General features: G+C 64.4%; 21 protein-coding genes. 5 read left to right on the top strand and 16 right to left on the bottom strand.

The window, feature by feature from the left end:
• Positions 1-3: 3 nt before the first annotated feature.
• Entirely contained in the window at positions 4-1,341 is a 1,338-nt protein-coding gene (locus CDQ92_RS18820; RefSeq protein ID WP_088443660.1) for an alkaline phosphatase PhoX, read from the bottom strand.
• Between the two features lie 118 nt (positions 1,342-1,459).
• On the opposite strand from CDQ92_RS18820, the gene CDQ92_RS18815 reads away from it, so the two are divergent.
• Positions 1,460-2,590, top strand: coding sequence for a CaiB/BaiF CoA transferase family protein (locus CDQ92_RS18815; RefSeq protein ID WP_088443658.1), 1,131 nt, complete (start codon positions 1,460-1,462; stop codon positions 2,588-2,590).
• 106 nt (positions 2,591-2,696) lie between these two features.
• Here the strand turns inward: CDQ92_RS18815 and CDQ92_RS18810 are convergent, their stop codons facing one another.
• Together CDQ92_RS18810 and CDQ92_RS18805 are read right to left on the bottom strand one after the other, a co-directional pair.
• Positions 2,697-3,392 carry an acyl-CoA dehydrogenase family protein gene (locus CDQ92_RS18810; protein WP_088443656.1) on the bottom strand — a complete coding sequence of 232 codons (696 nt, stop codon included), beginning with the start codon at positions 3,390-3,392 and terminating at the stop codon, positions 2,697-2,699.
• Positions 3,389-4,528 (bottom strand): acyl-CoA dehydrogenase family protein, encoded by a 1,140-nt coding sequence (locus tag CDQ92_RS18805; RefSeq protein WP_088443654.1) that lies wholly within the window; start codon positions 4,526-4,528, stop codon positions 3,389-3,391. Before CDQ92_RS18805 ends, CDQ92_RS18810 begins: the two co-directional genes overlap by 4 nt.
• Before the next feature lie 50 nt (positions 4,529-4,578).
• Between CDQ92_RS18805 and CDQ92_RS18800 the strand changes: the two genes are divergently transcribed.
• Entirely contained in the window at positions 4,579-5,382 is an 804-nt protein-coding gene (locus CDQ92_RS18800) for a crotonase/enoyl-CoA hydratase family protein (RefSeq protein ID WP_088443650.1), read from the top strand.
• Positions 5,379-6,167: a tyrosine-protein phosphatase gene (locus CDQ92_RS18795; protein ID WP_088443647.1), complete on the top strand. Its 789-nt coding sequence runs from the start codon at positions 5,379-5,381 to the stop codon at positions 6,165-6,167. Before CDQ92_RS18800 ends, CDQ92_RS18795 begins: the two co-directional genes overlap by 4 nt.
• A 117-nt stretch (positions 6,168-6,284) precedes the next feature.
• Here the strand turns inward: CDQ92_RS18795 and CDQ92_RS18790 are convergent, their stop codons facing one another.
• From CDQ92_RS18790 to CDQ92_RS18760, 7 genes are all read right to left on the bottom strand, one after another.
• Positions 6,285-7,610 carry a Xaa-Pro dipeptidase gene (locus tag CDQ92_RS18790; protein ID WP_088443644.1) on the bottom strand — a complete coding sequence of 442 codons (1,326 nt, stop codon included), beginning with the start codon at positions 7,608-7,610 and terminating at the stop codon, positions 6,285-6,287.
• Between the two features lie 119 nt (positions 7,611-7,729).
• On the bottom strand, positions 7,730-8,464 hold the full coding sequence (locus tag CDQ92_RS18785; RefSeq protein ID WP_088443642.1) for a sulfotransferase-like domain-containing protein: 735 nt from the start codon (positions 8,462-8,464) through the stop codon (positions 7,730-7,732).
• Positions 8,461-9,381 carry an aminotransferase class IV gene (locus CDQ92_RS18780; RefSeq protein ID WP_088443640.1) on the bottom strand — a complete coding sequence of 307 codons (921 nt, stop codon included), beginning with the start codon at positions 9,379-9,381 and terminating at the stop codon, positions 8,461-8,463. Before CDQ92_RS18780 ends, CDQ92_RS18785 begins: the two co-directional genes overlap by 4 nt.
• Before the next feature lie 48 nt (positions 9,382-9,429).
• Positions 9,430-9,720, bottom strand: a complete 291-nt coding sequence (locus CDQ92_RS18775) for a hypothetical protein (protein WP_088443637.1) — start codon at positions 9,718-9,720, stop codon at positions 9,430-9,432.
• A gap of 44 nt (positions 9,721-9,764) precedes the next feature.
• Positions 9,765-10,418, bottom strand: coding sequence for a phosphatase PAP2 family protein (locus CDQ92_RS18770; protein ID WP_088443635.1), 654 nt, complete (start codon positions 10,416-10,418; stop codon positions 9,765-9,767).
• Positions 10,419-10,620: 202 nt separating this feature from the next.
• Positions 10,621-12,018 (bottom strand): dihydrolipoyl dehydrogenase, encoded by a 1,398-nt coding sequence (lpdA, locus tag CDQ92_RS18765; protein ID WP_088443632.1) that lies wholly within the window; start codon positions 12,016-12,018, stop codon positions 10,621-10,623.
• A 2-nt stretch (positions 12,019-12,020) separates the two neighbouring features.
• Entirely contained in the window at positions 12,021-13,352 is a 1,332-nt protein-coding gene (locus CDQ92_RS18760; RefSeq protein WP_088443630.1) for a pyruvate dehydrogenase complex dihydrolipoamide acetyltransferase, read from the bottom strand.
• A 160-nt stretch (positions 13,353-13,512) separates the two neighbouring features.
• On the opposite strand from CDQ92_RS18760, the gene CDQ92_RS18755 reads away from it, so the two are divergent.
• Positions 13,513-13,968, top strand: coding sequence for a universal stress protein (locus CDQ92_RS18755; RefSeq protein ID WP_088443626.1), 456 nt, complete (start codon positions 13,513-13,515; stop codon positions 13,966-13,968).
• Here the strand turns inward: CDQ92_RS18755 and CDQ92_RS18750 are convergent.
• Complete coding sequence (locus CDQ92_RS18750) at positions 13,965-14,357, bottom strand: hypothetical protein (protein ID WP_088443623.1); 393 nt, start codon at positions 14,355-14,357, stop codon at positions 13,965-13,967. The genes CDQ92_RS18755 and CDQ92_RS18750 overlap by 4 nt on opposite strands.
• Positions 14,358-14,477: 120 nt before the next feature.
• Between CDQ92_RS18750 and CDQ92_RS18745 the strand changes: the two genes are divergently transcribed.
• Positions 14,478-15,272: a helix-turn-helix domain-containing protein gene (locus tag CDQ92_RS18745; protein WP_088443620.1), complete on the top strand. Its 795-nt coding sequence runs from the start codon at positions 14,478-14,480 to the stop codon at positions 15,270-15,272.
• 117 nt (positions 15,273-15,389) lie between these two features.
• Here the strand turns inward: CDQ92_RS18745 and CDQ92_RS18740 are convergent, their stop codons facing one another.
• From CDQ92_RS18740 to phaR, 5 genes are all read right to left on the bottom strand, one after another.
• Entirely contained in the window at positions 15,390-17,696 is a 2,307-nt protein-coding gene (locus CDQ92_RS18740) for a ribonuclease R family protein (protein ID WP_088443618.1), read from the bottom strand.
• A 64-nt stretch (positions 17,697-17,760) separates the two neighbouring features.
• Positions 17,761-18,246 carry a hypothetical protein gene (locus CDQ92_RS18735; RefSeq protein ID WP_088443614.1) on the bottom strand — a complete coding sequence of 162 codons (486 nt, stop codon included), beginning with the start codon at positions 18,244-18,246 and terminating at the stop codon, positions 17,761-17,763.
• Between the two features lie 10 nt (positions 18,247-18,256).
• Complete coding sequence (locus tag CDQ92_RS18730) at positions 18,257-18,607, bottom strand: DUF6152 family protein (protein ID WP_088443610.1); 351 nt, start codon at positions 18,605-18,607, stop codon at positions 18,257-18,259.
• Positions 18,608-18,678: 71 nt separating this feature from the next.
• On the bottom strand, positions 18,679-20,205 hold the full coding sequence (locus CDQ92_RS18725; protein ID WP_088443607.1) for an aminoacyl--tRNA ligase-related protein: 1,527 nt from the start codon (positions 20,203-20,205) through the stop codon (positions 18,679-18,681).
• Positions 20,206-20,250: 45 nt separating this feature from the next.
• Positions 20,251-20,787, bottom strand: a complete 537-nt coding sequence (gene phaR, locus CDQ92_RS18720; protein WP_088443604.1) for a polyhydroxyalkanoate synthesis repressor PhaR — start codon at positions 20,785-20,787, stop codon at positions 20,251-20,253.
• Positions 20,788-20,992 lie beyond the last annotated feature (205 nt).

Here is a 20,992-nt window from a genome sequence, read left to right as displayed (position 1 = left end):
GGCTCAGAACGGGCCACGGATCGCCAGCGTCTTGGTCGGACTGTACAGATTCAAAAACATGGTCTTGCCGTCGGGGGCAAAACACACCCCTGCCGGCTCGGTCTGCGTCCGTATCCGGCCAAAGGCATAAACCTCGCCATAAGGAGTGACGCCGCGCAGATGGTTGTCGACGACATCGCCATATTGATCTTCGCAGACGATCAGATGCCCGTTGGGTGCGACCGTCAGATTGTCGCCGAAGCAATATTGCGCGGGATCGGACGATTCGAGGAACAATTGCAACCGCCCGGGATTCGATCGTTCCTGCGGCGTCCCCTCATCATGCGAGGGGCGATAGCGCATGATCTGGCCTTGTTTTGCGGGGCCGCCCGACGTGCAGGTAAAATAAAGCTCATCGTCGCCCCAATGGATGCCTTCGCCGCGCGCAAATCGGGCCGCGCCCTTGGTCGCGCCGCGCAGGCGCAGGTCGTCGGCGGGGCTTTCGGGGTCGTCGAGGTCGATCCAGGCGGCGAAATGCCAGCTTCCCGGCTGCATCACCGGCGTCGTCCAGTTGCGGCTGTCGCCGATGCTCTGGTCGAAAAAGGCCAGCGCCTGCAATCGCCCGCCGCGGTGGAGCGACCCCGGAACGTCAGGCAGGAAACGGTAGAACAGGCTGTCGTCGCGATCCTCGGTCATATAGACGATGCCGGTGCGCGGATCGACTGCCGCGGCCTCGCGCACAAAACGACCCATCGCTTTCAACGGCTCGGCCTTGACAAGCTTTCCGGCGCCGGCGGGTACATCGAAAATCCAGCCATGCGGCTGCCCGACGCCATCAGCAGGGCCAGCGACGCTTTCCTCGCACGACAGCCAGCTGTTCCAAGGCGTCACCCCGCCCGCGCAGTTGCGGATCGTACCGAGCAAGCTGAGATATTCCTGCTCAACCTTCAGTGTGCTGGCATCGAGCACCAGCGTCGTCGTGCCGCCCGGAATGGCCGCGCCGCCAACGCGGTCGAATGTGCCTTGCGGCACCGCCGCGCCAGCATTCAAAGGCCCGCTGGCGATATGCTGCGGTCCGAGCTCGTGATTGCGCACCAGCGCCAGCTTGCCGCTATCGAGGCGGAAACAGCCCATGCCGTCAGCGCGATCGGGGACGCGGCACCCGTCGTTCATCGCGTCGCCCAACTGCGAGACAATCTGGTAGGAAAACCCGGGCGGCAGGTCGATCAGCCCCGCGGGGTCGCTTTGCAGCGGACCATAACCGGGCGCGGTCGCCATCAGTCCACCCGCCGCGGCGCGGCTCTGCATGGCAAGGCCCGCAAAGGCAAAGGCGGTCATGGAAAACTGGCGGCGATTGAGCATTTTAGGAAACCTCTCCGTTCGGGATCAATGACGCGCTAGAATCGCATTGGGACACTTCAAAGACAACCGGGCCGCACTCGCCGCCTACAATCGAATATGAGCAAACAGGGAGCAAGATATGTCAGGACCGTTGCGCGGAATCAAAATCATCGAATTTGCGGGCATTGGTCCCGGTCCCTTTTGCGCGATGATGCTCGCCGATCATGGCGCCGAGGTGATCCGCATCGACCGCCCCGGCGGTTTCATGGACCCGCGCGATCCGCTCAGCCGCAACCGGACCTCGATCGTGCTCGATATGAAGAACCCGGAAGCGGTCGCGATCGCGCGTGATATTTGCAAAAGCGCCGACGGGATCATCGAGGGCTATCGCCCGGGCGTGATGGAACGGCTCGGGCTTGGCCCAGATGTGCTGCTCGCCGACAATCCGAAGCTTGTTTATGGCCGCATGACGGGCTGGGGCCAGTATGGACCTTATGCGCAGGCAGCAGGCCACGACATTAATTATATTTCGCTGTCGGGCGTCCTTCACGGCATCGGCCGCGCGGGCGAAAAGCCGGTGCCGCCGGTCAATTATGTCGGCGATTTTGGCGGCGGTGGGATGATGCTGGCGTTCGGCATGTCGAGTGCGCTCGTCCATGCGGCGCGTACCGGCGAGGGTCAGGTGATCGATTGCGCGATGACGGACGGATCGGCGCTGCTCGCCGGGATGAGCTGGGGGTTCCACGCGGCTGGTCGACTCAAGGACGAGGCCGGGGTCAACATGCTCGACGGCGGCGCGCATTTCTATGACAGCTATGTCTGCGCCGATGGCAAATTCATCTCGATCGGATCGATCGAACCGCAATTCTATGCGCTGCTGCGCGAGAAGACCGGACTGCAAAACGACCCTTCCTTCGATGCTCAAATGGATCCTTCGCAATGGGAATCGCTCAAGCAAAAACTGACCGCGATTTTTGCGACCAGGACCCGCGACGAATGGTGCGCGATCATGGAGATGACCGACGTCTGCTTCGCGCCGATCCTGTCGCTGAGCGAAGCGCCCCAGCACCCTCATAACGTAGCGCGTGAGACGTTTGTCGAAATCGGCGGCGCGGTCCAGCCCGCTCCCGCGCCGCGCTATTCCGCAACGGTCAACGACGCCCCGCGCCCCGCCCCGGCTGTCGGCGCCGATGGCGATGCGGTATTGGCGGGCCTCGGCTATGACGCAGCACGGATTAGGGCGCTGCGCGAAGGTGGCGCGGTGCGGTAATTGCCAACCTCCGTTCGTGCCGGGCGAAGACGGGACACCCTGACGTGGCGCATCGCCCAAAGGCATCTCGACTTGGCTCGCTGCGAACGGAATATATTGCAGGAGCTCAACGCGCGGTTAGTGCTTCCCACAGCCCCTTGCCGCCAAACTCCGCAACCTGCCGCCCGAGTAGCTGCGCCCAATACGCATCATTCCCATGCGCGCCGCGCCAGCGCATCAGAGGGATCGTGACCCGGCTGAGTTCATATTCGCGGGTAAAGCCGATCGCGCCATGCACCTGGTGCGCGATCGCGGTGACGACCCCGACCGCGCGGTTCGCACGCAGCTTCGTCGCAGCAATCTCGAATTCCGCTGCAGCGACATCAAGACCCACCGCATCCAGCCGCGCCGCCAGCGCCGCCGCTGCCGCTTCGACCGCGCGCACCTCGCACGCCATCACCGCCAGCGATTGCTGCACCGCCTGAAATTTCCCCAGCGGCCGCCCGAACTGTTGGCGCGTGTTCACATGCTCGATCGACAGCGCCAGCGCCTGACCCATCGCTCCCGCCATCAGGCTCACGGTCGCGGCGGGTTGCAGCGCATCATTCACGATCAGCTCGGCAACCGGCAGGTCGGGAACCACGACTCCGGCAATCTGCAGCACCGCATTCACGTCGCCCCAGTCACCGCCAAAGCCGCCCGCGTCTTCCGGCACCAGCAACAACGCAAAACCGGCTTCCTCAATGGGGCCCATCCCCGCCGGCGCCGCCTCGGCGAACACCGCCCGCGCGGTATCACACAGCATCTCGCGCGCCGCGCTCATCGCAGGCCCAGTCCGCGTGCGATGATCCCGCGGATCACCTCGCGCGTCCCGCCGCGCAGCGAAAAGCTGGGCGATGCGATCAGCAGGGCGCGGAGCAGGCGCGCCAGATCGTCCGGGTCGTCCCAGCCGCTTGTCACGATCGCTTGCACCCGGCGCGGCATGTCCTGCTCGAACGCATTGCCCAATTCCTTGACCACCGACGCCTCGACCATCGGATCCTCGCCCGCCGCCAGCTTCGCCGCGGTCGACATCGACAGTCGGCGCAGCGTCCACATTTCGGCCGCCAGTTCGCCAATCAGCGACGCGACCGCCGGATCGGGATCGGCGCCCGCTGCATCGATCAGCGCGGCAAGCAGCGCGTGGCTCGACAGATAGCGCTCCGGCCCGGATCGTTCGAGACCCAGCTCGGCGGTAACCTGTTGCCACCCCTGCCCGCGCGTCCCGACCAAGGCGCCGTGCGGCACCAGCACATCGTCGAAAAACACCTCGTTGAAATCATGATGACCCGCCATGTCGATGATCGGGCGGATCGTGATCCCGGGGGTGTCGAGATCGATTAGCAGCTGGCTCAATCCCGCGCCTCGCTCGCTGCCCTCTTCGGAGCGGACAAGTGCCAGCATGATGTGCGAAAAATGCGCGCCGGTGGTCCAGATTTTCTGGCCGTTGATGCGCCAGCCCGCGGCGGTTTCGCGCGCTGTCGTGCGCACCGCGGCTAGGTCGGAACCTGCACCGGGTTCGGACAGGCCGATGCACGCGTAAAGCTCGCCCTTGGCAATTCCCGGCAGATAGCGTTCGCGCTGCTCCTCGCTGCCATAGCGCAGGATCAGCGGACCCGTCTGGCGGTCAGCGATCCAGTGCGCACCAACCGGCGCACCCGCCGCCAGCAATTCCTCGATCACCACATAGCGTTCAAGCGGATGCCGGTCGCCGCCGCCGTACCGCGCCGGGAGTGTCATCCCGACATAGCCCGCAGCGCCCAGCGCACGGCTGAAATCGGCATCGAAGCTTGCCCAGCAATTGGCGCGCGCAACGATGTCGCCTTGCGGTTGATTCACCGCAAGCCATGCTCGCAATTCGTCGCGCCGTGCCGCGACATCGCCAGGTGGATCGAAAGGATAGAGTGCAAAGCCTTGCATGTCCCGGCAGCCATGCAATAGCCTTTGCCAACAGGAAAGGAATTTTGATCATGGGCGAATTTTTGAGTGTCGAGCGGCGGGGCAAGATCGCAATCCTGACCATGATCAAGCCCGAAAGCATGAACGCGATCGGCACCCATGACGATTGCCAGGACATCATCGACACGCTCCGCTCCCTTGGCGACGATCGCGGCGTCAGCGCAATCATCCTGACCGGCAGCGGCAAGGCCTTCAGCGCCGGCGGCAACCTCAAAGGCATGCAGGATCGCACTGGCATCGGCGTCCTCGACCAGCCCGACTCTACCCGCGCCAATTATCGCAAGGGCGTGCAGGCGGTGATCCGCGCGCTGATGGACTGCGAAGTGCCGATGATCGCTGCGGTCAACGGTCACGCCATTGGCCTGGGCTGCGACCTCGCTTGCACCTGCGACATCCGCATCGCCGCCGAAAGCGCCAAATTCGCGTGCAGTTTTATCAAGGTCGGGATCGTTCCCGGCGACGGCGGCGCCTGGTTGCTCCAGAAGGTGCTGGGCTATCCCCGCGCCGCCGAACTGTTCCTGACCGGCGACCGCTTTGACGCGCAGCAGGCAAAGGAATATGGTCTGGTCACGGACGTCGTCCCCGACGCGGAACTGCTCGACCGCGCGGTCGCGATTGCCGAACGGATCGTGTGCAATCCGCCGCGCGCGCTGCGCCTGACCAAAAGGCTGCTGCGCGAGGCGCAGCATAGCCGGATGAGCGACATCTTGGAGCTCAGCGCCGCCTATCAGGCGATTGTGCACGAAACGGCCGACAACCGGGAGGCGATCAATGCCTTCGTCGAAAAACGCCCGCCGGTGTTTACAGGAGAATGACCATGATTGCCGAGCGCGTCCTGCCCCTGACCGGTATCCACAATTTCCGCGATTATGGCGGCTATGCGGTCGAGGGCGGCGGGCGGCTGCGCAGCGGCATGTTGTGGCGTTCGGCGCATCATCAGGACGCTAACGACGACGATCTGGTGGCGATCGACAAGCTGGGGATCGAGACGATCATCGATCTGCGCGGTGACGACGAACGCGCCCTGCATCCCTGTCGGCGACCCGAAGGCTTTTCGGCGCGCGTTCTCTATGCCGAAGGCAATACCGCGGGTCTCGCCCCCCATTTGCAGGCGGCAGGAGGTACGATCGATAACGACACGGCGCGCTCGCGGATGATCGATGTCTATGCCGGGATGCCCTACCGTCCGGTGCTGGTGAACACGCTGCGCCTCTATCTTGCTGCGCTCGCCGAATATGACGCGCCCAGCCTGGTCCATTGCGTCGCGGGCAAGGACCGTACCGGCTTTGCGGTTGCGATCGTCCACCGGCTGCTTGGAGTGCATGAGGATGATCTGATGCACGATTATCTGCTCACCAACAGCGCGGGCAAGATCGAGGAGCGGATTGCGCAGGGCGGCGATGTCATCCGCGCCCGTTACAATTCCGAAATCCACGACGACGCGATCCGCACCTTGATGTCGGTGAACCCAATCTTCCTCGACGCCGCACTGGCAACGGTGCGCCGCGATCATGGCGATGTGGCAACCTATGCCGAGGCGGTGCTGAACTTCACCCCAGACATGCGCGATGCGATCGTGGAGAAGCTGGTGGTGTATTGAGCAACCAAATTTCCGTCGCCCTGGGCTTGTCGAAGGGCTGTCCTTCCCTTCACCGTTGCAGCGAAGAACTACGGTGCTTCAAAAAAGCTCGGTACGAACGGCTTCAGGTGGGCGTGACTACTCCCCCTTCACCAGCACTCCGCCCTTGACCACCGCATCGACGCTTTCCAGCTGGCGCACATCGGTAAGCGGATCGCCTTCGACCGCGACCAGATCGGCATAACGCCCCACCGCGATCGCCCCGACGTCCTTCTCGCGCCCCAGCGCCTCGGCGGCGTTCTTTGTCGCCGCCTGAATGGCTTGCAGCGGGGTCATTCCATATTCGACCATCACGCGGAACTGGCCGCCGACCTGGCTGTGCGGCATCACCCCGGCGTCAGACGCAAAAACCATCCGCACCCCGGCGCGGTGCGCCTTGCGGAAATTGTCGCGCTGAATCTGCGCGATCTCGCGATCCTTGCGCAGATTATCCTCGAGCACCCCGTTCTTGGCGCCTTCGGCCTGGGTATATTCGGTGTTGAAGATGTCCATCGCGAACCACACCGGCTGCTTGCGCGCCACCGCCATGCGGATGCCTTCGTCGTCGACGAGGCTGGCATGTTCGATCGTATCGATCCCGGCAGCAATCGCGGCGCGGATCCCTGCGCCGCCATGCGCGTGGGCGGCGACGCGCAGCCCCCACTGATGCGCCTCGTCGGCGATCGCGCGCAGCTCGGACTCGGGCACCTGCAACTGACCGGGTTCGGTGTTGCGCGAGAAGACGCCGCCGGTCGCGCACACCTTGATCACTTCGGCGCCATATTTGCGCTGGCGGCGGACCTGATAACGCAGCTCGTCGGGGGTATCGCCGATCCCCTCTTCCTTGGCATTCTCCTTTTCCATGCTGGGGGGCAGGAAGGTGCTGTCACAATGGCCGCCGGTCGCGCCCAGCGCATAGCCCGCAGGGACGATACGCGGTCCCACGGCATAGCCGGCGTCGATCGCCTGCTTCAGCCCGATATCGTTGCGATCGCCCGCACCGACGTTGCGCACGGTGGTGAACCCGGCATCGAGCATGTCGCGCGCATTTTTGACCGCGGTCATGCCCCAGAAACTGTCGGTGAATTCCAGCCCGCGATAGCCGCCGATGTCGGCGGGACCGTCGAGGTGGACGTGCATGTCGATCAGGCCGGGAACCAGCGTCTTGTCGCCGAGGTCAATATGTTTGACGTCGCTGCCCCATTTGATGACCCGCGCATCGGCGATATTGGTGATGCGGCCATCGGGGCCGACGAAGATCGCTGGATATTCGACCGTCTTGCCGGTCAGCACATCGACATAGCGTGCGGCGGTTATGACCGTCTGCCCGCTGGGTTCCTGCGCTACCGCTGATGCAGCGAAAAGCGCCGCCGAGCCCAAACCGATTCCCCGCAGAAAACTGCCAAACTTCACTCGCGATTGCATGTTTGACCCGCCCTGTTGTTGGTGCCGGCAAACTAGATGGCAAAGCGGGACTTAATAGGACAGCGGAAAATGAGAGCGGCGTGCAATTGTTCCTCGCCGTTGCGCAGCTATAACGAGGATCAGGCTTTGATCCTGTGCTGCGCCAGATAGTCGTAGTCGGGTCGACAGGCGTCGGCCACGCTTTGGGCCTCCGACGTCAGCTCGGGCTGCGGCTTGTCGGGTGCGCCAAAGCCCGTACTCGCCGCGACCGCGTCATACCAATGGCTCGCCCATATGCCGTCGGTTGGCCGCAATCCGGCCTCCCAAGACAGCATCGCCGGATCCCATTCAATCCCCAGCAGCGCGCATAATTTCTGCAGCATCGCCGCCGGATCGCCCAGCATGTCGGCGCTATCGATCACCGGCGGCGCATGGCCCAGCCGATCGGCTTCGCGGTCGAAAAATTCGACCTGCTTGTCGGTCCCCAGATGGTCGGGCCGCACCGCCACGCGCTTGGCCGCATAGCTCGCAATAACGCGCGCCGGATCGCGAATCAGGAAGGCGTGGCGGAGGCCCGGCAGGTCGTCGTGCGCGATCGGGCCGACCATATGGTGCGCCATATGTTTCTGATACCAGATCGGCGTGTCCGCCGGGTTCGGCCCGGTCATGCTGCGCGCGACGCTTTGCCAGTCGCAGTCCATGGAAGCCAGGACGTCGTCCGCCATCGGCTGCGGATCGCCGGTCGATTTCAGATAGGCGCCGTAGAAAGGCTCATCGGTGACATGGGTATCAGCGCGGCTGCCGAAGCTGCGCATCATCGCCCTCGAGAGATTGCGCGGTCCCGACCACATCGCGATACGGATGCAGTCGGTCACGGGCGGCCGCGCCCCGCAATATCCCGCTCGATCAATGCCTTGTACAAGCCCTGCAACCGCTCGACCATCGGCCCGCGCCCCTCGGTCAGTACCCGCCCGTCGATCGTGTGCGCCGGGACGACCCCGGCAAAGGTGCCGGTCACAAACGCTTCATCGGCGCCATGGACCTCGGTCAGTGAGAAATTCTTCTCGAACACTGGGATATCATTCTCGCGGCAGATGCGGATGACATTGCTGCGCGTGATCCCCGCTAGGCAATAATCCCCGCTCGACGTCCATACCTCGCCCTTGCGGACGATGAAGAAATGGGTCGAATTGCACGTCGCTACAAAGCCGTGGGGGTCGAGCATCAGCGCCTCGTCGGCGCCCGCCTGCGCCGCCTGAATGCACGCGGTGATGCAGTTGAGCTTCGAATGCGAGTTGAGCTTGGGATCCTGCACCGCCGGGTCGCCGCGGCGCACATGCACGGTGAACAGCGACAGGCCTTTCTCGACCGTCGACGGCAGCGGATCCTTATATTCGGCGATGATCACGATCGTCGCGGGCGAGATGACGACGCGCGGATCCTGATAGGGCGTCGACCGAATACCGCGCGTCACCATCAAGCGGATGTGGCAGGCGTCCATGCCATTGCCTTCGATCGTATCGTAGAGCCGCTGGGTGAGCGCCACACGGTCGATGCCGATGTCCATCGCGATCGCCTTGGCCCCCTCCCACAACCGGTCAAGATGCTGGTCGAGGAACGCCATGCGCCCCTTGTGGACGCGAATCCCCTCCCACACCCCGTCGCCGAGCATGAAACCGCTATCGAACACCGACACGCTGGCCTGTGCGCGCGGCACGAGCGTGCCGCTGACGTTGATCAGGATCGCGTCGTTACGCGGATCGCGGACGAAATCATGGGTGCCTTGCGCCATGACGCATTCGTAACCGATGGCGCGCGGCTGTCGAGAGCGAAGCGGCGGCTAGATCGCCTTGCGGCCAAAGCTGGCGGGGCGTGCGGGCACGTCTTCCAGCGGATCGACCGACACGTCGCCCGCCAGCCCTGCTTCGCGTTTGCGCATGTAATTGGCGAAGGCGGCATCGGGATCGAACGCCGGTTCAACGACGACCTCACCGGGTTTCAGCCTCGCTTCGAAGCCCACACCTGCCGCGTCATCGCTGCTAACGGTAGCGCGCAATTTTTTGATGATCAGCGGCAGCGCAAGCAACAGCCCGCCGACCAGGAAAAATATGATGACAGGGGAAATGTCCATACCGAAGCTCCCGCAATTGCGCGCGCCTCGATAGCAGCGACAGTTTACGATTCCCTTAGTGCGCCGCCGTTCCGCTCGCGGCGCGCGCCGACCCACCACGCGCCGAGCAGCGCAAAGGCCGCCCCGAGCAACGTCCCGCCGACAATGTCGCTCGCCCAATGCACGCCCAGCATGATGCGCGAAAAGGCGTTGAAGATGATCATGGTCGCCGCCAGCGCCCAGGCCGCCGTCCGCCAGCGCAGCGGTGCAAGCCAGGCAAGGAGGAGATAGACCACCGCCGCGCTCGTCGCATGGCCGCTGGGGTAGGCAGCGCTACCGACATGATCAAGATGCGGCACCAGATCGGGACGCGGGCGCCCGAAGGACATTTTCAGCACGCTCGAGGCAAAATTGGCGATCAACGACGCTCCGCCCAGCGCCGCCGCGCAGCGCGGCCCGCACCAGTGCCAGACCAGCGCGCAAAGCAGGATGACGATCCCCCACCGCGGCAGCCCGCCACCGATCCAGCTGACACCCTGCATAAACAGGATCCACCAGCTTGGCGCGGTGTCCACGGTCATCACCAGCGCGGCGCTGATCTGCTGGTCGAGGCCATCGACCAAGCCCGCCGCGACCACGGCGCTGACCATTGCGAACAGCAATAGCGTGGCGATCAGGGCGTTGCGGATGATGGCGGTGCGGGAGGGTGCAGCTTTCACGCCATCGTTTATGGCCAAAGGCGGTTCATAGCGCAATCAACGACGGTCAGCGGCGGCCGCCCACGCTCGATCGGCGTCGTATGTCGGCCGGCGCGGCAAAGCGACGGATTTGCGTCATGATCCGGAACGTTGAAAGGCGCGGGCAACGGAGGCAAGGCGCGGCAGCGCACCGGTCCATCGTCGCCCGCCCTGACGTTAATTGCTAGATATGTAGCGGCCGTCCAAACGCCGCCAGCACGCCCTCATGCATCGTCTCGCTCAATGTCGGATGCGGGAAGACGGTGCCGATGAAATCATCCTCGACCAGCTCGGCGGTCTTGCCGATCGTATAGCCCTGGATCAGCTCGGTGACCTCGGCGCCGATCATGTGCGCGCCGAGCAGTTCGCCGGTCTTGGCGTCGAACACGGTCTTGGTGAAGCCTTCGGATTCGCCGAGCGCTATCGCCTTGCCGTTGCCGATGAAGGGGAAGGTTCCGGCCTTGACCTCGTAACCGAGTTCCTTCGCCTTCGCCTCGGTCAGGCCGACACTGGCGATTTGCGGGCGGCAATAGGTGCAGCCGGGAATGTTGCGCGGGTCCATAGCGTGCGGGTGATTGCCCGCGATCGCCTCGACCGAAATGACCGATTCGTGCATCGCCTTGTGCGCCAGCCACGGCGGCGCGGTGACGTCGCCGATCGCCCAGATGCCGGGGACATTGGTGCGGCACATCGCGTCGGTGTCGATATGGCCCTTGGTCGTCGTCACGCCGAGCGCCTCCAGCCCGATATTCTCGGTGTTCGGGACGATCCCGATCGCGACGATCGCGTGGCTGAATTCGGCGCTCTCGGTCTTGCCGTCCTTGGTCTTGATCTTCGCGGTGACGCCGTTGGCGGTCGCCTTCAGTTCCTCGACCCCGGCGCCGGTGAAGATCGTCATGCCCTGTTTCTTGAGCTGCTTTTCCAGGAAGGCCGACACATCGGCATCCTCGACCGGGACAAGCCGATCGAGCATTTCGACGACGGTTACTTCGGCGCCCATGTCGCTGTAGAAGCTCGCAAATTCGATCCCGATCGCGCCCGATCCGATGACGAGCAATTTCTTGGGCATTTCGGGCGGGACGAGCGCGTGGCGATAAGTCCAGATGCGCTTGCCGTCGGCGGGCGCGAACGGCAGGTCGCGCGCGCGGGCGCCGGTGGCGACGATGATATTCTTGGCGGTGAGGGTTTCGATGCCCTTCTCACCTTTGACGTCCAGCTTGCCCGGCGCGGTCAGCTTGCCCTCGCCCATATGGACGGTGATCTTGTGCTTCTTCATCAGGAAGGCAACGCCCTGGCTTAGCTGCTTTGCAACGCCGCGGCTGCGCTTTACCACCGCGTCGATGTCGGCGCTGATCTGCTGCGCGATCAGGCCGTAATCGCCGGCGTGCTGCATATAATGATAGATTTCCGCCGAACGCAGCAGCGCCTTGGTCGGGATGCAGCCCCAGTTGAGGCAGATACCGCCAAGATTTTCGCGCTCGACGATCGCGGTTTTCAGGCCCAGTTGAGCCGCGCGGATCGCTGCCACATAGCCGCCGGGCCCCGAGCCGAGGACGATGAGGTCGTAGTTGGTGTCAGCCATGTTTACGCCACCAGTCCCAGCGGGCTTTCAACAAGCTCCTTGAAGGTCTTCATCAGCAGCGCGCCATCCGCCCCATCTATCGCGCGGTGGTCGAAGCTGCCGGTCGCCGACATCACGGTGGCGATCGCGAGCGCGTCGTCGACCACATAGGGGCGCTTCTCGCCCGCACCGATCGCCATGATCATCGCCTGCGGCGGGTTGATCACCGCGGTGAATTGCTTGATCCCCATCATGCCCATGTTCGAGATGCTGGCGGTGCCGCCCTGATATTCGCTGGGCTGGAGCTTGCCTTCCTTCGCGCGTCCCGCGAGCTCGGCCATTTCGGTCGAGATTTTCGACATCGACTTGCCGCCCGCGTCGGTGATGATCGGGGTGATCAGCCCGCCGGGGATGCTGACCGCGACCGAGATGTCGGCGCGGCTATACTGGCGCATCACGTCGCCGCCGAAGCTGACGTTGCACGCCGGCACGCGTTCGAGCGCGACCGCGAGCGCCTTGATCAGCATGTCGTTGACGCTGAGCTTGACCCCGCGGCTTTCAAGGCTGGCGTTGAGTTCGCCGCGCAGCTTGAGCAGCGCGTCGAGGCGGATATCGACGGTCAGGTAGATGTGCGGCGATTGCTGCATCGACTCGGTCAGGCGGCGCGCGATCGTCTTGCGCATGCCGCTGAGCTTGGTGTCCTCGTGCGGGATGCCGAAATCGGGGATCGGACCTGCGGCGGCGGGAGCCGTCGTTGCAGCGGGCGCTGCTGCGGCGGGTGCGGTTGCGCTGGGTGCGGCTGCGGGCGCAGCGGCACCTGCCGGGGCGCCGTCAAGGTCGTCCTTGACGATGCGCCCGCCAGGGCCGGTGCCGGTGATCGTCGACAGGTCGATGCCGCGTTCGGCGGCGAGACGCTTTGCGAGCGGGCTGGCCTTGATGCGATCACCTTTTTCCGTCGTGCCAGTGGAAGCCGCTGGCGTGCGTGCGCTGACGGAGGCAGCCCCAGCTTGAGCTGAAGCGACGTCTTTGGCTGGTGCGGGGACTTCCGCCTTCTCCTCCGGTGCAGCCGCGGCAGGTGCCGGTGCCGGAGCCGCCTTCGCGCTCGCATCTTCGCCCTCACCCGTAATTACCGCGATCACGGTGCCAACCTTCACCCCATCGGTGCCCTCGGCGACCAGGATCTGGCTGACCACCCCCTCGTCGATGGCTTCAAATTCCATCGTCGCCTTGTCGGTCTCGATCTCGGCCAGCAGGTCGCCCGATTTGACGGTGTCCCCCTCCTTGACCAGCCATTTGGCCAGCGTGCCTTCCTCCATCGTCGGCGAGAGGGCGGGCATTTTCAGTTCGATTGGCATGGTAAGACATGTTCCCTGTCAGTCTTGCAGGCGGTGCCTGCCGCTACGGCTTGTTCCTTGCCTTAAGCATTGTGGCGGTCAAGGTCCAGCGGGGCAAACTTGCCTTTCATACGAATGTGACGCACTCTCCACTCGCAAAAAGCATAATGGGGGTCGGGGCATGCGGACGTATCTGGTGGTGATCGACGACAGCCCCGAGGCGACGCTGGCGCTGCGCTTTGCGGCGCGGCGCGCGGCACGGACTGGCGGCGGAGTCGCAGTGCTGGCGATCGTGACGCCGCAGGACTTCGTCGCCTTTGGCGCCGTGCAGGCCACGATCGAAGCCGAAGCACGCGAACATGCGGAGGAGCTGGTCGCCGCCGCCGCCGACGCCGTCGTGCAGGAAGCCGGGGTGACGCCGCAAATCATGGTGAAATCTGGGAAACCCGCCGATGTCGTGCGCGAGGTGATCAACGCCAGCGACGAGATTGCGGCGCTGGTGCTGGCCACCGCGGCCAACGGCGCGCCGGGGCCGCTGGTCGCGCATTTCACCGGACAGGACGCCGGAACGCTGCCCTGCCCGGTGATGATCGTGCCGGGCGGCATCGACCTCGCCCGGCTCGATGCGCTGAGTTAGACGGTAACCGTGCGCGGCAAAACGGCCGCGCCCTTGGCCTCGTAGATCGCGAAAACCAGCACGCCGATCGCCTGGACGATGACGACCGCGATGCCAAGCCCGGTCATCTGGCCCGCAAAGATCGCCAGCACCGCGAAGCTGGCGAGCACCCAGCCGAGGTTGCCGACCGCGATCAAATTCGCCAGCCCCTTGCTTGGCACCTTCTGGCTGGCGACGAACAGCATCAGCAGCGCCGACGGCAGCCCGATCCAGCCTGCGACGGTCACCACGGCGGAGGGGAGGCCGAGCAGGGTGGCGACCGTCGCAGTCGCAAAGACGCAAAAGACGAACAATCCGGTGCAGGTGATGGCATCGATGATCAGCGTGTTCTTGAGATTGAAGAGGGACATTGGGGTTCTCCTTTCGATTGCCCGCTCCATCTGCCGCCGAAAATGCGACCAGTCGATTACGCGCGAGGTAATGGAAAAGCAGAAAGCCGGGGTATAGCTCTCGCGGCAAAGGAGACGATCATGCAACCCGCACCGCTCGGCACCCAACTTCGCGAATGGCGCAGCCGCCGCCGGATGAGCCAGATGGATCTGGCGCTCGATACTGACATGTCGACCCGGCATCTGAGCTTTATCGAAACCGGGCGATCCAAACCCAGCGCGCAAATGTTGCAGCGGATCGCGGACCGGCTCGAAGTCCCGCACCGCGCGCGCAACGCGCTGCTCCTCGCCGCGGGTTACGCCCCCGATTATCAGGAACGCCCGCTCGACAGTCCCGAAATGGCCGGGGTGCGCGCGATTGTGGAGCATGTGCTGAAGGGACATGAGCCCTATCCGGCGCTCGCGGTCGATCGCCACTGGAACATGATCGCCGCGAACGAGGCGATTGCGATCCTGATCGCGCAGGTGTCCCCTGCCCTGCTCGCGCCGCCGGTCAATGTGCTGCGCATCGCGCTGCATCCCGAAGGGCTGGCACCGCAGATCGTCAACTATGGCGAATGGCGCGCGCATATCCTGGAGCGGATGGACGTCCAGATTGCGGCGAGCGCCGATGCCGGGCTGATCGCGCTACGCGACGAGCTGGCGGGCTATGCGGTGCGAAGCGACGACCACCGCGCCGAGCATCGCGATAGCCATGCCAGCAGCATCGCGGTGCCGCTGATCCTGAACACCGATGCGGGGCGGATTTCGTTCGTGTCGACGGTGACGATTTTCGGGACGCCGGTCGATATCACGCTGTCGGAGCTGGCGATCGAGGCGTTTTTTCCGGCGGATGAGGCGAGCGCGGCGTTGTTGCAGAAGCTCGCGGGGCGGTAACAGGGTTCGTCATTGCGCGCGAAGCGGGCCGAAGGCGGCCGTAGGCCAACCAATCCAGCCCGGTTTACGCACATACTTGAACGCCGCGTCACTTCGCTCCTCGCCATGACGAGGTGTTTAGCGCCGCCGCCCCTTGTGCTTGATATTCGCCGGCCGCCCGCGCTTGCCGACGACATGTTTTCCCGCTTTGTCCTTCATTCCGTCACGCCGCGGCGGGCGGTTGCGATATCCGCCCTCGGGCGCATCGGGCAGTTCGAAGCGCAGCGCGCCGCTGATCGGATTGGCATCGATCAACCGCAGTTCGAGCCGCTCGCCGACGGTAAAGCTCACCCGGCCATGCTCGCTGTCGAGCGTCCGCGCCTTTTCATCATAGAAAAAACGCTCGTTGCCCAAGGTTGACACCGGGACCAGCCCGTCGCCGCCCAGCCCGTCAACTGTCGCAAAGAAGCCGAACGGCTGCACCCCCGTGATCCGCGCCTGGACGATTTCGCCCTTCTTGTTCGACAGGTAGGCGGCAACATAACGATCGACCGTTTCGCGTTCGGCCTCCATCGCGCGGCGTTCGAGCGCACTGATCGCCTCACCGATGCGCGACAGCCCCTTGGCGTCGGCATCGCCCAGCCCGGTGCGTTCGGGCAAACCCTTGGGCTTGCCCGGGACTTCGAGCTTGTAGCCATCCACCAGCGCGCGGTGGACGATCAGGTCGGCGTAGCGGCGGATCGGCGAGGTGAAATGCGCGTAACTGCCGAGTGCGAGCCCAAAATGGCCTGCATTGGCGGGGCCATAATAGGCCTGTGTCTGGCTGCGCAGGATCGCCTGCATGATCTCGGGCAAGCGGTCGTCTTCGGAAAAGCCATCAATCAGTCGATTGAACACCGCCGGCGTGATGACCTGCCCCAGCGCGAAACTCTGTTCAAAGGTTTCGAGATAATCCTTCAGGCTTACCAGCTTTTCGCGGCTCGGCGGTTCGTGGATGCGGTACATCACCGGCGATTTCTTCGCCTCGAGCGCCTTTGCCGCCGCGACGTTCGCCGCGATCATATAATCCTCGATCAGCCGCATCGAATCGAGCCGGTCGCGGACGCGGATTTCGGCGATCCCGCCCTGCTCGTCGAGAACGACCTGCCGTTCGGGCAGATCGAGGTCGAGGGGCGCGCGGGCAGCGCGTGCCTTGGCGAGCAGCACCCAGCAAGCCCACAGGTTTTGCAGCGCCGGGAGCACGTCGGCATCCCAATCCTCGCGCGGCGCACCGTCGTCATACGCCGCCTGCGCATGTTCATAGGCGATATTCGCGCGCAGCCGCACGAGCGCGCGGGTGAACCGCCACGACGTCACCTTGCCCTGCTTGTCGATAACCAGGTGGCACGCCAGCGCGGCGCGGTCCTGCCCGGCTTTCAGCGAGCAGACGCCCGCCGACAGCGTTTCGGGCAGCATCGGCACAACCTGGTCAGGAAAATAGACGCTGTTGCCGCGCCGCCGCGCCTCGCGGTCGAGCGCGCCATCGGGGCGTACATAGTAGCTGACATCGGCGATCGCGATGATCGCGCGAAAGCCGCCCTTGTTGGGGCCGTCGGTGTCAGGCTCAGCCCACACTGCATCGTCATGGTCGCGCGCATCGATCGGGTCGATCGCGATGATCGGCAGGTAGCGCAGATCCTCGCGCCCGTCGGGTGTCAGCGGCAGCTTCGCAGCGATCTCCGCCTCGGCGAGCGTTTCAGCGCCGAACACATGCGGGATTTCGTGCCGCGCAATCGCGATCATGCTCAGCGACTTCGGCGCAAACGGATCGCCCAGACGCTCGACGACCTTTGCCTTGATCGCCGGACCGCGCCCGGTCAGTTCGGCGCGCACCAGGTCGCCGATATTGGCGTCGCCCTTGTCGGCGACCGCAAAATCATGGCGCGCGCGCTTGTCGGCCGGGCGCAGCCACAGGATCGGTTTGCCGCCGGGTCCCATATCCTCGACCAGCACCCCGATCACCGTCTCGCCGCCCGCCTGCAATTTTTTCATCGGGTGCGCGATATGGCCGCCGCCGCGCTCCTCGGTGCGCGCGAGGATGCGGTCGCCCATGCCCAGCGCGCCCTTGCGCCCCTGTTCCATCACGCGAAGGCGCGGCGCCGGTCCAGCCCCTTCCCAATGTTCAGGAACTGCCCAGACCGTGCTGCCATCAATCGCCGCGACCCGCAGCACCGTCACCCGCGGCAACCCGCCATGCTTGTGAAAGGCGCGTCCGGGCGCCAGATCGACCAGCCCCTCGTCGGTCATGTCCTTGAGCAACGCCTTCAGCGCGATCTTTTCGGCCCCGTGTAATCCGAAATGCTTGGCGATCTCGCGCTTGCCGACCGCCTCGTTCGACGTGGTGATAAAATCGATGATCTGTTGGCTGCTGGGCAGCCCGGGCGAGAGGTTCGGACGCTTGTTCATTGCGCGTGACTATAGGCCCGCCCACGGACTTTACCAAGCGATCAACGGCGGTGAGCCGCACGGGTCAGCTATAGGCAATCCAGCGGCCCAATGCCCCAGCCGTCAGCCACAAGGCCAGCGACAGCGCCGCCATCGCGCGCGCAGCCCCCGGCACTGCGCCGCGCCAGTCGTCGAACTTCGTCCACCAGAGCAGGCGGAAGGCGGCCGCATTGGCCAGCGCCAGCGCAATCACGATCAGCTTGCGCGCAAAGGTCTGTGACCTGGCCAGCGCGTCGCCGTCCGCCGCGAACAATATCGTCCCGCTCGCGGCCATTACCAACAGCCCGCCAATCGCGATCGGCGTCAATGCGCGCGACAGTGCCCCGATCGGCAGCGTCCGCCACAGGCCGACGATGCGCAAATCGACAACACCGATCCCGCCAACCAGCATCACTAGCCCCAGCAGGTGGAGCGTGTTGGCCACCGGATAGACCAGCGACGATCCGCGCGCCCACGGCCCGATGCCGACGGCATCGAGCCAGGTCGCGGCGGCGGTCAGCAGCGGTTCCACGCCGCCTCGCTCAGCGCAGTTCGACCGTCTTGTCGCCGATCATCACGCGTTCGACCCGCATTTCGGCGGTGCCATCGCGCCGGATGTACCCGGTCAGGCGAACCCGCTTGCCGGGCTCGACTTCGGCGCGCGACAGCCCCCGCGCTTCCATCCGGCTGGTCGGCGCCAGGATTACATCCCACAGCTTGCCTTTCCAGCGCATCTTGGCGGCGCCGTGCGGGTTGCCCCACGACAGTTCTGCAAACGATCCATTCAATGTCACCGGCTTGCTCTCGTCATACGACGACCAGCCGTGGTGCGCGGCGACGGGAAGCGCGGTAGCGGCCAGGGCCACCGCCGCGATCAGCATGGGAAAACGCATTGCCAGTCTCCTTCTGCCCCTCGGCAGTCAGGGTAATGGTGCCTCGCGTACAGCGCAAGCCGCTCGTGCGCTCAGTAGGTTCGGCCGACCAGCACGCGCTCGATCGCGGGTTCGCCTGTGAAGAAGCATTTGCCGTCAGCGGGTGCGGCGTCGAGCGGGGTGTTGCGCATCGTCAGCTTGAACGCCTTCAACTGCTCGACGATCTTGTCGAGCGCCGCGCCGGTCGGGCGCGACCATTGCACTTCGGCCCAGCCGACGAACTTGTCGTCGCCCTTGAAATGCGCGGCAAGGTCGGTGACGTCGCGGCGGATATTGGCGTCGAGGCGCTGCTTTGCCTCGGCATGAAGGCTCGTCTGGATATCCTCCAGCGTCGCGACCGCTTGGCCAACAAAATCGCCCTTCGCGATAAACGCCGAATTGAGCTTGCCATCGTCCTTGTACAGCCGGTCGCGGCGGATCACCGCAACATTGCCGCCGGCGACGTCGCGCGGACCGATTTCGAGGATGACCGGCGCGCCCTTCTTGACCCAGCCCCAGCGCTTGGTCTGCGCCTTGTTCGCCCCCGCATCGAGATGGACGCGCAGCGGCTCGCGAAACGCATCGAGCGTCTTCAGTTCGGCCTGCAGCGCAGCACAATAGTCGAGGATCGCCTGATCCTCTTCATTGTCGCGCAGCATTGGTACGATGACGATCTGGTGCGGCGCGATGCGCGGGGGACAGCGCAGCCCGTCGTCGTCGCCATGCGTCATGATGACGCCGCCGATCATCCGCGTCGACGTGCCCCAGCTCGTCGTGTGGCAGAGGCTATGGCCGCCGTCCTTGTCCTGATACCGAATGCCCGCCGCCTCGGCAAAACCGGTGCCGAGGTAATGCGAGGTGCCGGCCTGCAGTGCCTTGCCGTCCTGCATCATCGCCTCGATCGAATAGGTCGCGACCGCGCCCGGAAAGCGCTCATTCTCGGGCTTTTCGCCTGCAACCACCGGCATCGCCAGCACGTCCTCGGCAAAGGCGCGGTACATTTCGAGCGCGCGCAGCGTCTCGGCCATTGCGTCGGCCTTGTCGGCGTGCGCGGTATGGCCCTCCTGCCACAGGAATTCGCTGGTGCGCAGGAACATGCGGGTGCGCATTTCCCAGCGCACGACATTCGCCCACTGGTTGACCTTCAGCGGCAGGTCGCGCCAGCTCTGCACCCAGCGGCTCATCGCGGCGCCAATCACGGTTTCAGAGGTCGGCCGGACAATCAGCGGCTCTTCCAGCTTCGCCTCGGGATCGGGAATCAGCTTGCCCTTGCCGTCCTGGATCAGGCGGTGGTGGGTGACGACTGCCATTTCCTTGGCAAAACCATCGACATGGTCGGCTTCCTTCTCAAAGAAGCTGAGCGGGATGAACAGCGGGAAATAGCAGTTCTGGACCCCGGCATCCTTGATCGCGGCGTCCATCACCGTCTGGATGCGTTCCCAGATGCCGTAACCCCACGGCTTGATCACCATACAGCCACGTACGCCCGATTCCTCGGCCAGGTCGGCTTCGGCAATGACATCCTGATACCAGGCCGCGAAGTCGGCCTGCCGGGTTACGCTGAGCGCATGTTTGACCATATAATCCGATTTCTGTCGCTGGGGGCGGAGGAGCGCCCGATCCGTTTATTTCTTGGCGAGTTCGGCCTTGAGCGCCGCCACTTCGGCTTTCAGAGCCGCGATTTCGGCATCCTTTGCCTTGGCGCCGCCGACGCCCGGGATCAGGGCGCCCGCCGCCTGCTGGAACATCTCCATATTCCGCCGCGTCAGCTCGGCAAGCGGGTTCGACCCAAGTACGCCGTCGAATGCGGCACGAACATCCTGCTGGTTCTTGCGGAACGCGGTCATCGACGCTTCCAGATATTGCGGCACCATCGACTGCATCTTGTCGCCGTACATGCCGATCAGATGGCGCAGGAAATTGACCGGCAGCAACGTCTCGCCGCGGGTTTCCTCATCCATGATGATCTGCGTCAGCACATTGTGCGTAATGTCATCGCCGCTTTTGGCATCAACAACGCGAAACTCGCGCCCGTCGCGCACCATCGTGCCGAGATCCTCGAGCGTGATGTAGCAACTGCGTTCGGTGTCATAGAGCCGCCGATTGGCGTATTTCTTGATCGTGACGACGCCATCGTCCGCTGTCGTCTTCGACTTCGCCATGCCTGTTGTGCTCCCATGACCCTTGCTACAATCTACTTCGTCGCGTCGGGCGTAATGACCAAGCCCGGTCAATAGCATCAATTTATGATGCATCGCAACATGGCGTCTCGGGCGCAGCCCGATTCGGCGGCGCGTTCCCCGATCATCGGGTTTGGCTCCTTGGACGGTTTGGCGCGACGCCCGACTTCCGTTGCTTGCGACATCC

This window comes from Sphingopyxis bauzanensis (assembly GCF_002205675.1).
Taxonomy (GTDB): Bacteria; Pseudomonadota; Alphaproteobacteria; order Sphingomonadales; family Sphingomonadaceae; genus Sphingopyxis; species Sphingopyxis bauzanensis.
Note: the sequence above shows the minus strand (reverse complement) of the source record. Positions and strands in the feature narration are given on the sequence as shown.